This window comes from Enterococcus sp. AZ196, assembly GCF_050498845.1.
Lineage (GTDB): Bacteria > Bacillota > Bacilli > Lactobacillales > Enterococcaceae > Enterococcus_A > Enterococcus_A murrayae.
Map to the genome: position 1 here is coordinate 956,500 of NZ_JBIPAM010000002.1, position 15,487 is coordinate 971,986.

Sequence of the window (15,487 nt, forward strand, 5' to 3'; positions counted from 1 at the left end):
TGATTTGAAAATACCATCATGATTCCCCAAATAAACGTGGCAATAATCACGGTATCTGGCTGTTTTTGTTGGTCAACATTTCGTTTGAAGCGAACGAAGTCAGGTATAAATTTATGATATATTTCTTCAATCTTTTCCAATATAGTGGGATAAGTTGTTTGAAAAACTGAATAAGTTTGGATATTTTGTAGTTGGCTTTGCATAGAATATTCACTCATTTCATTGTGGTTTTGAGCTTATTCTATTGCAAAGCTGTTTTATTTTATGCTTTTAAAATTAACTAGCACAACGGGTGGTTAAAAAAATAAATTGAGAAAGGTGAATGTATTAGAAATCAGATAGATTAATAATACAAGGTGATAGAATGAAAAAAATAATGATAACTATGGGCATATTGTTGTTATTTCTACAGTTAGGTATGCCAGTGCTTGCACAAGAAGGGCAGAGAGAAGTCAAAACCGATGAAACAATTGAAAGACAAATAGATCAAATTATGGATAAATATATTGGGAAAAAAATTCCTGGGGCATCAATTGGAATCGTACAAGATGGAGAAATTATATTAACAAAAGGATATGGTGTTTCAGATATTGAGAAAAAAACTCCTGTTGATGGGGGGAAAACGGTCTTTGAAGTAGGATCTATTACAAAGCTTTTCACTTGGAGCATGTTGATGAAGCTGGCGGAAGAGGGAAAAGTCAAACTGGATGCAGATATTCAAGAGTATTTACCTAAAGGAACATTGAACTTAACATTTGATAAAAAAATAACTATTTTAGATTTGATGAGTCATACAGCAGGATTTGAGGAAAAAATTGAAGGAATGGATTTAGAAAGTGTTGAGCAATTAAAACCGTTAAAAGAGACCGTTACAAAAGAGAACCAGCCAAAGCAAATATATCAACCAGGTACAGTCACATCATATTCAAATTATGGAGCAAATTTAGGTGGCTATATTATTGAACAAGTGACTGGACAAAGCTACACAGATTATATGAATAAATTTATTCACGATCAACTCAAAATGGACCATTCAACTTTTTCAATGATCTATGATGATCAATTAATAATAAAAGACAATTTAAGCTTAGGTTATGAGCCGGATGCTTCCTCAATAAAAAAAGGAAAGCGATTCTTAGGGAATGATATTCCGGCAGGAGCACTCTTATCTACTGCAACTGATATGTCTCATTTTATGCTGGCTTTACTGAACGATGAAAAGGAGGCTCCATTTAGTCTTTTTAAGCAGTCTGACACGTTAGAACAACTAAAGGCACATTCGTATAGTATGGTACCATATACCCCTGGAAATGCTCATGGTTTCTGGGAAAAAGAAGTAGCTAATAAACGTATTATCGAGCACAGCGAAAATACATCAAGTTTTTCTTCTCATCTGGGTTTAGCTCCAGAAGAACGCTTGGGATATGTTTTATTAACGAATATTGGTGGTGAAGCAACTGGGATTCGGAAGGAACTGGAAACATTGTTGTATGGAGAAAGTTTACCTGATGACGATTTGACACCTAAAAAAAGTGTGACAGATAAGAAATTGGTTGGTCGTTATCGAACAGCAAGAACAATGCAATCAACAATGGCTAAGCTGTCTTCTATCGTTTTTGATAGTGATATTATTATCACAGAGGACAAAAAAGGAGGAGTTAATGTAAAACTTCCAGGTGAAACGGAGTATATTCAATATGTTGAAGTAAATTCAGGTATTTATCAAAAAGTTGGAAATGAGCAAAAAACAACTATAGAACAAGGTGGCTTAAATCTTAAACATTTATATTTTGAATTTAGCGACGATGAGAAAGTATTTAGAATCGGTTTCGGTACTGTTGCTGACTTCTTACCTGTAACTATTTTGAATACACAACGTTTTAATCTCATAGCTTTTGTACTCTCTTTTGTTTCTTTTCTTGCAACATTGATTTATTTATTAATTAAATTCATTAGAGAGAGGCACAAAAAGAAAGGCACTAACTGGTCGAAAAATTATATGTTCTTAACAATTTTTTCAAGCATCGGTCTGTTGGTTTGGATAAGTACGTTTTTTATGACGTTAAAATTTGCGATGAATCCAACAATGATTATATCTTCAATGAAATGGTTATTTTATATCAACTGGCTTTTACCACTCAGTACAATTGCTATGTCAGGTTATTTAGTGGCTAACTGGTATAAATACAAGGGTAAAAAGTTGACTGTTTTTTTACTTCTAATTAGTTTGCTTACCATAATCATATTTTATAATTTAAATTTATTCTTTTAATCATGCAATAGAAGGCCTAAATGAACTCTAACAAAGCAATCTGTTTGATTTAACGTAACAATCACTTCTTTAAAATCTTCAGTGTATCTCGTTATAAGGTGTCTAGAACAAAACAGTTTATGTTCTAGACACTTTTTCCGTGGCTTGATATTCTTTTATTCGTATTTTATGTCCAATTTTTTGGGACAGGTGAGTCATGTGTAACAATTAACATTGTTGAGACTGAGAAAGAAATAACGACGATTACGCTTAAAGGGCAAACAGCTGAAGCTTTCAAAAAAAGATAGATAAGGTTACAGCTACTGATAATAAATTAGAAATAGATACAGACGACAAAGCAGATCTATAGTTTTTCTAGACTGGTACATCAGTTAATTAAAAGCAGTATTAGATATTCATGTAGTAAAAGATACCACATTGGAGAACTTAACGATCATTAACTCACTCGGAGACACGGCTGTCTATGTGCCTGAAAGAATGGATGTTGTAACTGATTTAAATGTGAATATGGATAAAAAAAGAATCGAAAATTACTTACCTAAAGTATATTCTGCTCTAAAAATAATTACTGCTAAGATAGGAATGGATACCATCAAATTTTCAAATAAGCAATTTCTATAAATCATTCTCGAAAAATGATACAATCATTGTGCGTTAAAAGGAGGATTTATTTTGCAGATTTTTTGGGTTATTGTCACGGGTGTTCTTTTTATTATCAGTTACTTTTTCTTGCCTGGTATTAGCATATATCTCACCTTTAAAGACTTTTTTTCAAAAAAAGAATTTTGGGGAATGATTGCTGCTACTTTCAGCGCACTATTGTTGTTCCTATCATTCATGGCCGCCTTCAAATTCTTATTTCTTGAAATCTCAACTGTATATAATATTTCTTTTGTTGGTATTTTGCTTTTTTCTTTATTACGTAAGAAGGATATTTACCAGCTAATGCCAATCATCTTAATATCATTGCTTCTAATTACAATGATTGAGAGAATTACTCAAAGTATTAAATTTGGATCTTTATTTGAGCCCTTGAACATAATCGTTTCACTAATTTTATTTAATATTTTCACCATTTTTACTTGTTTATTTTTGCGCAAATGGGTTACGAAGACAAGTTTCTTAAAAAGACTTACTTATCGAACGAATTTATCCGTATATATTTCTTGGGCTGGATTAGCTATTTATTTAATCTCGATTTTATTTTCAAAAATAATCATAGAACGGCAGAATATTCTTTCTGAGACTTACTTTACGAATCCTGAAAATCAAATGAATCTATTCGTAATGATTGTGCTACTAAGTGTTTTGATTTTTTTAATTTTCAGTATGAGAGAACGTAGACAAAAGGATTTGTATCTTGAGAAGATAGTACAACAGGAACAATTGCTAGCTTATATTGATACCCTAGAAGCAACACAGCGGGATCTTAGGCATTTTAGACATGATTTGAAAAATATTTTACTTGGTTTTTCTGGGTATTTAGATGAAAATGATTTAACTGGATTGAAGAGTTACTTTTATGAACATGTGATGCCTAAAAGTAAGGATATGGACATGTATCGCTTAAATTTTTCTGACTTAAACCAAATGAAGATAGTTGAACTTCGTGGCTTACTTTTGACAAAATTAATTACTGCAGAAAACCGACAACTACATGTAAGTTTAGAAATTGTGGAGCCTGTTTCAAAGTTTAGGATGACGACTTTAGATGCCTGCCGTTGTTTGGGAATTATTTTAGATAATGCCATTGAAGCTGCCATTTTATCAGAAGACCGATTGGTTCAAATTGCTTTTATTCAAGAGAGTCATGGATGTATTGTTGTGATTCAAAATACAACTGAGGCTAATGTACAACCTTTTCATTTATTCTTTCAGGAAGGTTTTTCTACTAAAGGAGAGAACCGAGGACTTGGTTTAAGTAGTGTATTGAAGATTGTGGGTGAGTATGAAGATACGTCCTTTCATATGAAGCAAAAAGAAACGCTTGTGATTCAAAAACTGGATATGTAAAAGGAGAAAATTCAAATGATTTCTATTTATATTTGTGAAGATGATCAGACACAATTAGAAAAGATGACTCGTTTTATTAAGCGGTATATTATGATTGAAAATTTAGATATGAGTATTGCACTAGCAACAGAAGATCCTCATAAGTTGTTAAAAACTATTTCCGGAAATACTCAAAAGAATGTCTATTTCTTAGATATTGATTTAAACTGTCCTGAATATAATGGTTTACAACTCGCTCAAGAAATCCGAAAAAGTGATCCTGACGGTTATCTGATTTTTGTGACGACTCATGCTGAATTGACTCATCTGACTTTTCAGTTCAAGGTGAATGCGCTTGATTTTATTATTAAGGATGGAACAGATGGCCTTCAAAAGCGTGTGGGTGAATGTCTGAGTGTCATTGTTACACGAATGAATCAAACGGCCCGGCAATCGGAACAAGCACTATTTTCCTTCTTAATTGGAGATAAAACTAACTTTTTACCTATTGAATCTATTTTATTTTTCGAAACGAGTAACAAGCACAAAATTGTTGTTTATACTATGGAAGAACGATTGGAATTTGTGGGAAGTTTAAATGAAATTGCGCAAAAGCTTGGTAAAGATTTCTTCAGATCCCATCGCTCTACCCTAGTTCATTTGAAAAAAATCAAACAAGTAGATGCAAAGAATGGAATTTTAATTTTGGAGAATCAACAAACCTGTTATTTGGCTGTTCGTAAAGCTAGCAAATTAAAGCAATTAATCAATTTAAATAATTGAGCAAATTTCATAATTATTAGTCCTTGATATATCAGTGTTTTTAAAGCATACAAAAAAGGAACCTCCCCAATCTGGTACAATTAGGTTGTCCTAGAAGACACGTACTCCAAAAGGGGGATTCCTTGTGTCTATTATACAACAACCTACTTTATTTGATCTACAAATTTTAGAACAACTAGATATTAAGGAGAAATATCTAACGATTTTCTCCCCATTAGATTTATCGCCGCTTGTTTTTCTTTTCCAAAAGAATACTCTTGTCGGAGCACCTATCACGGTGAATTATGAAGCCGCTGTTCGTGCGTTACTTGTCAGTTATCTTGAAGGGGTTCCGACCGTCGCTGCGTTGGTTGCGAGACTCAAACAAGATGTTCGCTTCAAACTTAGTTTAGGCTTTTTATACTCAGATCGTACGCCGTCAGAAGCCACCTTTTCTCGAATCTTACAAACGTTTGATAGAAATAGTCATCTTCTGAACGAACAAAATCACACGTTACTTAAACAAATTGATCTGGAATTTACTATTTTTTCAGAAGTTATCGCGCTTGATGCCACTGCAGTAGAAGGTCACACTAAGCCAGCTGAAAAAGTAAAATCACAAGTCCCCAGCTGTGTCGATCAACGTGCAATGGCAACGGAAGAAATTAGGGCTCAGTTACCTATTACACCTCAATGGGGAATCAAAGCGAATAGCCAAGGGAAAAATAATTATTGGTTTGGCTACAAAGCGCATTTGGCGGTCACTTCTGAATCACAATACATCTTGTCCGCCATTTTGACTTCCGCCAATTTCAGATGTCAGTGTGGGGATTCCTTTGATGCGAGAGTTGACTAAACTGGGAATCAAAAACACGGCCCTTATTTTCGACAAAGGATACGATGCCAAAGGGATTTATCAAGAAGCGCATGCCCTTCATTTTGAGCCGATTATCCCACTGAAACGATTCGCAAAAAACGATGGCGAATGGACGAAAGGATATGCGCCAACTTGCTTTTTAGAGCATGGCTATAACTATGACAGTTTTGATACTCGTTATGATGCGTTGAAATTCACGCAACCTTTAGATAAATGCCAAAACTGCACGCTCTTTCGAGAAAACTTGTGTCAAAAAGTGATTAAGATCAAGCAACACAATGATCTGAGAAAAGAAATAGTTGCCTAGTTTCAAAAAAACGAAATTTTGAAATTGGACCAGTGTTTGCTTTTCTAAAAAGGTGAATTATGAAATTAGCTCAGCTAAGTAAATGATTGACAAAAAGCCAGAATAATCTTAAACTAAAAACGAACATACGTTTGGTTTTTAGGAGGTGGTTTTGATGAACATTTATGAAGGAGAACCTGTCAGAGATGTTTTTTGTATGGACTCCAAAAGTTTTTACGCCAGTGTGGAATGTATCGAGCATGGGTTGGAACCACTGGAAGATTTATTAGTCGTCATGAGCGGTGATCGTGAGAATGAAGGGTTGGTTTTAGCGGCCAGTCCGATGGCCAAAAAAGAGCTGGGGATCAGTAATGTCAGCCGCGGTTTTGAAATTCCTAATCATCCAAGGCTGCATATCGTGCCGCCAAGAATGACGCTGTATATCCAATATCACATGCGTATTCAGGAGATTCTTCGTTCATATATGGCAGAAGAGGACATTCATACATATAGTATTGATGAACAATTTGGTGATTTGACTCATAGCTGGAAGTTATTTGGCAATAGTTCGGCAGAAGTCGGCAGGATGATCCAGAAAGAAATCATTGAAAAGGTAGGGATTTATACCTCCCTTGGGATGGGGGACAACCCACTATTAGCGAAAATTGCGATGGACATTGAGGCGAAGCACGATAAAGAGCGTATTGCTCAATGGCACTATCAGGATGTTCCAGAAAAAATTTGGCCGCTGCGCTTGAATGACTTTTGCGGTATCGGCAATCGAATGGAACGCCGCTATCAAATGATGGGATTAAGAACGATGGGGGATTTAGCCCACACTGATCCGTTTGTTTTGAAAAATCATTTTGGCGTGATGGGGATGCAGCATTACATGCATGCTTGGGGAATCGACCGGTCAGTGCTTTCGCAAAAAGATTTGTATCCTACTAAAGAAAAATCAATCGGCAACTCACAGGTTCTACCGAAAAATTATGCTCATAAAGGAGATATTTTGACAGTAATAGCGGAAATCTGCGAACAGGTCGCCCAACGTTTGCGTAAAGCGGACGTCTTAGGAGGTACGCTGCATCTAGGGATCGCTTATGCCTATTTTGGCAGCGGGAAGCGCGGCGGATTTCACCACCAGCTGAAGATTCCGCCGACGCATCAAGCGAAGGAGCTGACTCGTGTTGCTTTTTCATTATTTGAAAAGTATTGGGATAAATCTGAAGTCCGAAATATTTCCATTACTGTCTCTTCTCTGCGTCCGGCTGGCAGTTTACAGCTAAATCTTTTTGAAGATCCGAATCAAACGATCAAGGAAGAAAAAATTGATGAGGTCATTGCCCAAATTCGGAGCCGCTACAGCTTCACTTCGATCGTTCGAGCGCATTCATTGAACGAAGGCGCGACAGCAATTAAGAGAGCCGGCTTGGTGGGCGGTCATGCTGGTGGAATGGAAGGAATGGATTAGCCATGATTTATGATGATGACAGTGCAGAGCAGCTTTTTATGGAAGCTAAGCAAACCTACCAGGATCGCGGAATGATGAAGTGGATTGGTTTTTACTTATCAGATCATACGGCGGTCTTAGGCAAGGAGGCTGTGGAACGGAATCACATCAATGCCGGAAAAGAACAAATGAGTTTGGAAGAAATCGGAGAAGTTTTGCAGCAAGGGTATCTTAAAAATAAGCGGCTTGCTATTCAGCTGGAGACCTTAGACAATGAAGGAAACTATTTGAATGACCTTGTGGGAAAAATCGTCGGTCAAAAAGAAGAACAAATTTATTTGAACGAGGAGGAACGAGGCATGCTTCATTTAACAATCGAACAGATCCACCACGTTACCTTATTAGGCCCTAAGAAAATCCTGACAGAAAAAATTACTAAGCCGCTCGAATAATTGTTTAAGAGCTTCCTGTAGATGAAGGAAACGATGAGCCCAACTCCAAATTTTATTAAAAGCATAAATGAAAGTCAAACGCTCCTATACTTTCGTAATCGAAAGCAATAGGAGCGTTTGACTTTAAATTTGTAAAGTATTTTTCAAAAAGACCTTCTAATTATTACTTTTGCGGCACGCTTAAAATAGCTTCAGCTCATTTAATGGCCAGAAACGCAGAATCACTTTTCCTTGGATCAAGGATTTGTCAACGAAGCCGAAGATCCGGCTGTCTTTAGAGATCAATCGGTTATCACCTAAAACGAAATATTGATTTTTAGGGACGACCACATCGAAATCATCGGTAAAACTAGTCGCGTTGGCTGCCTGCTCTTGAAACGCTTTGCTGTAGGAATACTCCTCGAAAAGCTTATCTTCTTTGAACTTTTCTTTGAATTCATCGAGATAGGTCTCAGCATATTCTTTGCCGTTGATTGTTAGGACATTGTTCTTCATTTCTACGTGATCACCGGGCAAGCCGATGATGCGTTTTACTACATAAATGCTTTGATTATCCGGCTCTTTAGTAGTGATGATGTCTTGTCTGTCTAAGTTGGATATTTTAGACGTAATCAGCCGCTGTTTGTCATGAAGGCTAGGGTCCATCGAATGGCCTTCGACTTTTACTGGAGAAAAAACAAACATTCTAGCGAGAAAAATCAATGCTATGATTATGACTACCGGAAGCCATTCTTTTATTTTATTGCTCATAAGGTCACCTCGTTGATAAATTTTATCATTCTTCAAAATAAAAAGCTCTTTTAAAACTCTCTTTTAGATTTGGGCTAGAGAAATCTTATGATTTATGGGAAACTTAGAACATAAAATGAATGATGAGCAGGAGTAGAGCGATGAAGAAAAATTATCCAGCATCACCGATTTTACCAAAGAGTTTTACTGAAAATTTTTACTTAGAGGACGAAGCTGTGATTGAAGAGGTTCACGGTGTCGAGTTTGACTATAGCTACTTGAACTGTGAAAATCTCGTGCTGCGGCGATCGATTTTAGAAAAAGTGACGATGCAGCGTACGAAGCTGATCCGCTTTGAAGCCAGCAATGTGGTCATTAAAAATTGTGATTTTTCCAATCTTGAATGGATCGGCGGCAGCTTCCATCAAGTGGTTTTAGAAAATTGCAAGCTGACAGGCTGTAATTTTGCGGAAAGCTATTTGCGGGATTGTCAATTCAAGGATTGTCTTATTAGTTTTGGCTCCTTCAGCGCCACCAACTTGAAAAATGTGGCTTTTGAAAATTGTAAAATGACCGACAGCGAATTTTTTGAGGTCACCTGGAAGCATCTATTTTTGCTGAATAATGATTTGGACAATAGTAATTGGATGCGTACGAAATTGTCTGGTTTAGATTTTACCAGCAATCAATTTGGCAAAATTGCCTTTTCAATGGAGCAGCTGAAGGGATTAAAGGTCGATTCATACCAAGCGCTGATTATCGCGGCTGGGTTAGGATTGGAGATTGTGGAGGAATAAATGAAAATAGAACAGAGGAAGATTCAGGGGATTCCTGTCATACGTTGGGGAGAACCGAGTAAAAAAATACTTTTAGCTTTTCATGGAGATCAATCTCATAAAGAGGATACCGTGATTCGGCTTTTAGCGGAAACGGCAACGAAGAAGGGGTATCAGGTTTGGAGCTTTGATTTACCGGAGCATGGGGAACGCAAAGAAGAGGACTATGAGCTGACTCCGCAAAATGTTGTTGCAGACGCGCAGCATCTCCTTTTTGAATTAGAAAAACAGGCAGAAAGTATTTCGTTATTTGGCTGCAGCATGGGGGCGTATTTTGGAATGCTAGTGTGTCAAAATAGGAAGATCGATCAAGGGTTCTTTTTGTCGCCGATCGTCGATATGCAGGAGTTGATCGAAAATATGCTGCTTTGGTCGCAACGGACTCCAGCTGATCTGAAGCGGGAAAAGCGGATTGAAACGCCCGTAAAAACAGTAGAATGGGATTATTATTCCTATGTTGTTGAGCATCCAATCAAATGGGATATCCCGACAAATATTTTGTATGGCGGAAAAGACAACTTGACATCAAGAGCGACCATTGAAACATTTTCGGAGGCTGCTCAAAGCTTATTAACTGTCTTTGAGCAGGGAGAGCATTTCTTCCATACGGCTGAACAATTAGCTTTCTATCAGAAATGGTTGGAAGCAAATCTATAAAAGAACAGCCTGGCTAAATTTTTTTAGCCAGGCTGTTCTTTTATTTTATTCTTTTGCGACTGAAAACAAGCAGAGCCGCTGCCAGAAGCAGCATGCTGGTGCCAGCGATCAGATACTTTGGAGTAATCGCTTCGCCGGTTTTCGGTAATTTTGCGGCCGCATTTTTTGTAGCGGTCGTTTGTCGCTTGGTGTTGATAGAGCCGCCTGCCGGTTTGACAGTGCCTTTGCTCGAATCAGTAATTCCACCTGTTGAATGCGTGTCCGTTGTCGTTGTAGCTGTTGTATCAACGCTGGACGAAGTAGTTCCCGAAGGCTCGCTTGTCTCAGTCGCTGGTGTCATTACAGGCTGATAGACATAGATAACCGTTTGTGCTTGATCGCTAAAGCTTCCTTTAGCATTTTTAGGAAGCTGTTTTTTATCTAAGGTATAGTTTTTGATTGTTGGCTGATATTCCTTGCCCGACACATCAAAAGCAGCTCCGATTTTACCAGTTAAGACTTTTTTTGCATGAATTTCTTTGCCCTTTGGATCAAGGTACTTGATTGTTACAGGTTTTGCTTCTTTTTCAGGATCGATCACGGTGACTGTAGCGGTCGCTTCAGCATGATCGCCTGTCCAGCTTCTATTAGGAACACGGTTATACGTATAAGTGATTTTATATTTCCCGACTTTGGTATTATCAACGCTTCCTTCGGTTTGAACATCATTGATCGTGATCGGCTGCCCATAAGGATCGGTTCCGCCGTCGAAGTTGTCCTCGAATTTCCACGCATCGCCAACGTAAATCGTGGAATCATGCGCATTTAAAATAGCTGAATTTCGTTTATAAACGTAAGTGACCGTTTGTGGATCAGCAGTTAATTCGCCAGTTGCATTGGAAGGCAATTGATCTTGATCCAGGGAGTAGCCAGGAATCGTCAACTGATAGTTTTCCGTGGTCGTATCATAAGACTCTCCAACATTTCCTGTAATCGTTTGATTTTCACGAATTCGATCGCCGCTTTCATCTACATATTTAATTATCAGCCCCGGTGAAAGAGTGGTGTGTTGAACAGTGAATTGGTGCAAATAGGTTCCAGCTGAGATAGCGTAAAAAGTAAATCTTTCCGGTTGATTGTATGTTCCAGCAGGATTATTCAAACGGGCATTGTACTTAAACGTTTGTAATTGATCAAACTCTTCTTGTGTAACACCGGAAACAGTAACCCCTTCGTCTGTTATAGCTAAGCGGCTGCTGTCCAGCTGTCCACCATTGAAATCAAAATATGTTTGACTAGCACTATTTGAAGTAGTGAACGGCGGTACATAGCCATCGAAGTTCGTCATGCGGTTTGGCATGATTGAAAACGGAATGTAGATCGTCTGTTTGTCTGCATCGTAATTCAATTGATCAGCATTGATCGGCGTTGCAGCATCGCCTCGGCCAGTATTCTGACCGTATGCAGCCAGCTGTGTCAGTGCAGGCATTTGATTGATCGGTTTAAAATCAGTGATACCGCAAAATTGGACACGCAATTCCTTTAGTTTTGTCAAAGCAATTACAGGCTCAATAGTGGTAATGTTCATATTGGATTCGAAGGTTAAGGATTCCAAATTCGTCATTTTAGTGATTTTGTCATAAACGTTATTGGTCACGCTGCTCCCAGAAAGATTTAATTGAGTAAGTACCGGCCCGAAAATTGGAACATTTTGATCGGTGACATTTGTTCCCATCAGGTAGACCTGCTTCAATTTTGGCAAGCTGGCTAACACGGAAAAATCACTGATTTGATTATTGGAATTCATGTAGAAATATTCCAAATTACCTGCCAGCTCTAACCCTTTTAAGCTAGCTAAGGCAGTGTCGGTATTTTGGATGAAGAGGCTGGTCAGCTTCGGCATATCTTCTTGGGTCAATGTATCTTTTGTTTTCCCAATAGCTTTTGCGACGATTTGCTGCAGGACTGGATCAGGCATCCAAGTGTCTAAGCTGGCAGCGCGTGCTTCGACTGTGTTCGTTGTTGAACTTGTTTCAGCTGACGGAATAACCGTTGTACTTTCACTTGAAGCCGACGTGCTGGTTGACGGGGCTGCTTCCGCTTCACTTGATGTTGAATGGATACTGTTTACTGAACTAGCAGAGGGAATGGGTTCAGAGCTGGTTGAAATAGTTGAATCGCTGTCATATGTATTTGTTTCAGCACTCCCTTTGAGAGGAATACCGACAACAGAGCCCAAAATGATAGAACTGATTGCGGATAAATATAAAGCCTTTTTCACAAATATAACTCCTTTGTAAGTAATTAGTAATGAATAAATAATAAAGCAATTTTTATAAATAAACTGTTCAAGTTTTATGCGATGATTTTCGTTATTTGAACAATTCATTTTATTGACGAAAAAGGCCTAGTATTTTCCGAAAAAATTATCTAAGCAAAGAATTTAGCAGAAATGAATAGTAAAAAAGTAAATACTATTTTTTTACTTAATGTAAATATCATAAAAGGTTTGTTATTCCTAGTAAATTTTTAGTAAAGGATTTCATAAGCAAAGTTAAAGAAATTTGGGTTTTCTATAGAAATTTTTGCTATTTGCTGACAAAAAACGTAGTATTCTTTGTGAAAATAAATATAAGTAAACTTGTTAGGTGAGGCTCCTAAACAAACATAGGCTATTGCGCAGAAACGTCGAAAGACGCCAATGTGTAAAATAGGAATTGTCGGATTAAGGCTTTTCATAAAATAGCTAAGAGTAATTCTTTACGTTGTTTAGTGCTAAAACTCAGACGATGAGATTGATTGTGTGAGACACCCAACTTGTTAGTTTTTTTGCTAACGATTGGTGTCTCTTTTTTAGGTTATTTGCTGTGGACTCTCTCGTCTCAAACAATTACTTGATGAAGGGGAGAGAGATATGATGAAAAGAAAAAAGATCGATTGGCTGTTGCTGCTGCCTTATTTGGGAGCAAGTCTAATCGGTCTTTTAATTGTTTTCAGCGCTAGTTCTTATCGGTTGATGGCCGAAGGAGAAAATCCGCTAACGCTATTTAGTAAACAGGCCATTTTCATGGGTCTGAGCTGGCTGCTGATTGCAATTATTTATCATGTGAAATGCGCTGTTTTAGTGAAGGGTGGATTGGCAAAAAGCTTATTGGCGCTAGGATTGGTGAGTCTGCTGCTGGTAAAGATCAGCGGAGTCAGTATCAATGGCGCACAAAGATGGGTTTCCTTATTGGGCATCCAGTTTCAGCCTTCTGAAGTAACGAATGTCGCGTTGATTCTTTATTTGGCCTATTTTTTCCGAGTGAAACGAACGAGGCGCGAACTACTGGTTCCCAGCGGACTGGTTTTACTCAGCGGTTTGTTGATCCTGCTTCAGCCAAAAGTGACAGGTGCGATTATTATTTGGGGGATTGCTTTAGTGATCATCACGACTGCTCAATTGCCTTATCAGCTTTCACTTATCATTTTTTTGACGCTTATCGCAGGGATTGCACTGATAGGAGGAGTCATTCTTTTGCTGGGCAGTCATCATCTTTTGCCGGAATTATTTGCCCATACCTATGATCGCGTTCGGCTAGTGAGAGATCCTTTTCTCGACCCCTACGGAAAAGGCTTTCAAATGAGCAATTCTTATTATGCTCTTTATAACGGCGGTTTCTTTGGCCGAGGTTTAGGGAACAGTATTACGAAAAAAGGCTACCTGCCAGTTGCAGAAACGGATTTTGTCTATTCGATTTTAGTCGAAGAACTAGGTGTGGTGGTCGGCTTAATTGTATTAGCGCTGCTTTTTTTGATCGCTCTTCGTTTATTTGTACTAGCAGCAAAGGAAACGAGCCAGCAGATCAGCTTGATTTATTTTGGTGTTGGAACACTATTACTGATTCAAACAAGTATTAATATTGCCAGTATTTTAGGACTGATTCCCATGACAGGCGTGCCGCTGCCATTTATCAGTTATGGAGGAACCAGCTATCTGATCCTCTCAGCGGCTCTAGGTATTTGTCTAAAATTTTCTTCGGAGGTCCGAACAAATGATGAAACGTTTGAGCAACGAATTTAATTACTCTTTGTTTTTGCCGATCTTTTTATTCTATTTGATCAGCGTTGGTGTGCAGGCGATGGCCGCTGATTTAGACGGAGCAGAGGTGAAAAAGGTAGTAGTCAGGCAGATTATTTTCTGCCTGCTTTCACTGCTGGCGATGGGGGTAGTCAGCAGGATCAAAACGGCGCATCTATTACGATACGCGCCTGTTTTTTACATTTTATCATTAGGGATAATGCTCCTTTTGTATTGGTTTTATGATCCCGCGATGTACACCGTAACGAATACAAAGCGTTGGCTGCGAATTGGCGGTTTTTCCTTTCAGCCATCAGAGCTTATGAAGTTGAGCTTTATACTTTTTATGGTTCGTCTAACACTGATCAATGAGCGGAACTGCCAGCAGCGGACCATGAAAAGCGACCTGCATTATTTAGGCAAGATTGCCTTGTATAGTTTGCCGACATTCTTGTTGATGTTCATGCAGCGGGATTTTGGAACGAGTTTGGTTTTCATTGCTATTTTAGGTGCGCTGTTTGTTATTTCTGGAGTGCATTGGAAGATACTTGCTGCTATTACAGGTGCGGGGGCCGCTCTAGGGAACACATTATTGGTTTTAGTATTTAGTCAATGGGGGAATAGGCTGCTCTATTGGCTGCACTTTAAAACCTATCAATTGGATCGGGTACGCGCCTGGGCCGATCCGTTTCAATATCGGGATTCTATTGCGTATCAGCAGGTACAGAGTCTCTACGCGATTGGATCTGGCGGATTATTTGGGCGAGAGGCAGAGCAAGCTTCCGTATATGTGCCTGTCCGTGAATCGGACATGATCTTTACCGTAATTGGTGAGAGCTTTGGGTTTATCGGCGGAACCTTGGTGATTTTTCTGTACTTCTATTTGTTTTACCAAGTCCTGTCTGCGGCAATAAACACAAATAATAAAGCGAATCTCTATATTGCAGCAGCGTTTGTGTTTAGTCTGCTGTTTCAAATTTTTGAAAACATTGGTGCGGCGATTGGTATTTTACCGCTGACCGGAATTCCCTTACCGATACTAAGCCAAGGTGGGACCTCCTTGATCGTACTAGGCATTGGCTTAGGGATTATGTTGGGATTTAGTGAAAAATAGGTCGTTAGCTGAAAAAAG

13 protein-coding genes and 1 riboswitch are annotated in these 15,487 nt (G+C 38.3%); of the genes, 11 read left to right on the forward strand and 2 right to left on the reverse strand.

The features are described from left to right. Positions 1-364 precede the first annotated feature (364 nt). The 7 genes from IGI67_RS22210 (at position 365) to IGI67_RS22240 (ending at position 8,094) form a co-directional block, all read left to right on the forward strand. Positions 365-2,272, forward strand: a complete 1,908-nt coding sequence (locus IGI67_RS22210) for a serine hydrolase domain-containing protein (protein WP_429959325.1) — start codon at positions 365-367, stop codon at positions 2,270-2,272. Positions 2,273-2,944: 672 nt separating this feature from the next. Continuing rightward, positions 2,945-4,285: a sensor histidine kinase gene (locus IGI67_RS22215; protein ID WP_429959326.1), complete on the forward strand. Its 1,341-nt coding sequence runs from the start codon at positions 2,945-2,947 to the stop codon at positions 4,283-4,285. 15 nt (positions 4,286-4,300) lie between these two features. Then, positions 4,301-5,047, forward strand: a complete 747-nt coding sequence (locus IGI67_RS22220) for a LytR/AlgR family response regulator transcription factor (RefSeq protein WP_429959327.1) — start codon at positions 4,301-4,303, stop codon at positions 5,045-5,047. Between the two features lie 124 nt (positions 5,048-5,171). Beyond that, positions 5,172-5,882 (forward strand): transposase, encoded by a 711-nt coding sequence (locus IGI67_RS22225; RefSeq protein ID WP_429959328.1) that lies wholly within the window; start codon positions 5,172-5,174, stop codon positions 5,880-5,882. Beyond that, positions 5,866-6,210, forward strand: coding sequence for a hypothetical protein (locus tag IGI67_RS22230; protein ID WP_429959329.1), 345 nt, complete (start codon positions 5,866-5,868; stop codon positions 6,208-6,210). The genes IGI67_RS22225 and IGI67_RS22230 overlap by 17 nt, the downstream gene beginning before the upstream one ends. A 154-nt stretch (positions 6,211-6,364) precedes the next feature. After that, entirely contained in the window at positions 6,365-7,663 is a 1,299-nt protein-coding gene (locus IGI67_RS22235) for a Y-family DNA polymerase (RefSeq protein WP_429959330.1), read from the forward strand. A 2-nt stretch (positions 7,664-7,665) separates the two neighbouring features. Then, complete coding sequence (locus IGI67_RS22240) at positions 7,666-8,094, forward strand: hypothetical protein (RefSeq protein WP_207110545.1); 429 nt, start codon at positions 7,666-7,668, stop codon at positions 8,092-8,094. A 180-nt stretch (positions 8,095-8,274) separates the two neighbouring features. Here IGI67_RS22240 and lepB read toward each other — a convergent pair whose 3' ends face one another. Then, positions 8,275-8,844, reverse strand: coding sequence for a signal peptidase I (lepB, locus tag IGI67_RS22245; protein ID WP_429959331.1), 570 nt, complete (start codon positions 8,842-8,844; stop codon positions 8,275-8,277). A gap of 140 nt (positions 8,845-8,984) precedes the next feature. Between lepB and IGI67_RS22250 the strand changes: the two genes are divergently transcribed. Together IGI67_RS22250 and IGI67_RS22255 are read left to right on the forward strand one after the other, a co-directional pair. Beyond that, on the forward strand, positions 8,985-9,620 hold the full coding sequence (locus tag IGI67_RS22250) for a pentapeptide repeat-containing protein (protein ID WP_429959332.1): 636 nt from the start codon (positions 8,985-8,987) through the stop codon (positions 9,618-9,620). Beyond that, on the forward strand, positions 9,621-10,316 hold the full coding sequence (locus IGI67_RS22255) for an alpha/beta hydrolase (protein WP_429959333.1): 696 nt from the start codon (positions 9,621-9,623) through the stop codon (positions 10,314-10,316). Positions 10,317-10,356: 40 nt separating this feature from the next. Here the strand turns inward: IGI67_RS22255 and IGI67_RS22260 are convergent, their stop codons facing one another. Next, positions 10,357-12,576 (reverse strand): MucBP domain-containing protein, encoded by a 2,220-nt coding sequence (locus tag IGI67_RS22260; RefSeq protein ID WP_429959334.1) that lies wholly within the window; start codon positions 12,574-12,576, stop codon positions 10,357-10,359. Positions 12,577-12,928: 352 nt separating this feature from the next. Next, positions 12,929-13,096, forward strand: a riboswitch (M-box (ykoK) riboswitch). 113 nt (positions 13,097-13,209) lie between these two features. Between IGI67_RS22260 and IGI67_RS22265 the strand changes: the two genes are divergently transcribed. Continuing rightward, a complete protein-coding gene (locus tag IGI67_RS22265; protein WP_429959335.1) occupies positions 13,210-14,358 on the forward strand; it encodes an FtsW/RodA/SpoVE family cell cycle protein in 1,149 nt (382 codons plus the stop codon). Then, positions 14,333-15,469 carry an FtsW/RodA/SpoVE family cell cycle protein gene (locus IGI67_RS22270; RefSeq protein ID WP_429959821.1) on the forward strand — a complete coding sequence of 379 codons (1,137 nt, stop codon included), beginning with the start codon at positions 14,333-14,335 and terminating at the stop codon, positions 15,467-15,469. The genes IGI67_RS22265 and IGI67_RS22270 overlap by 26 nt, the downstream gene beginning before the upstream one ends. The last annotated feature ends 18 nt before the right edge of the window (positions 15,470-15,487 follow it).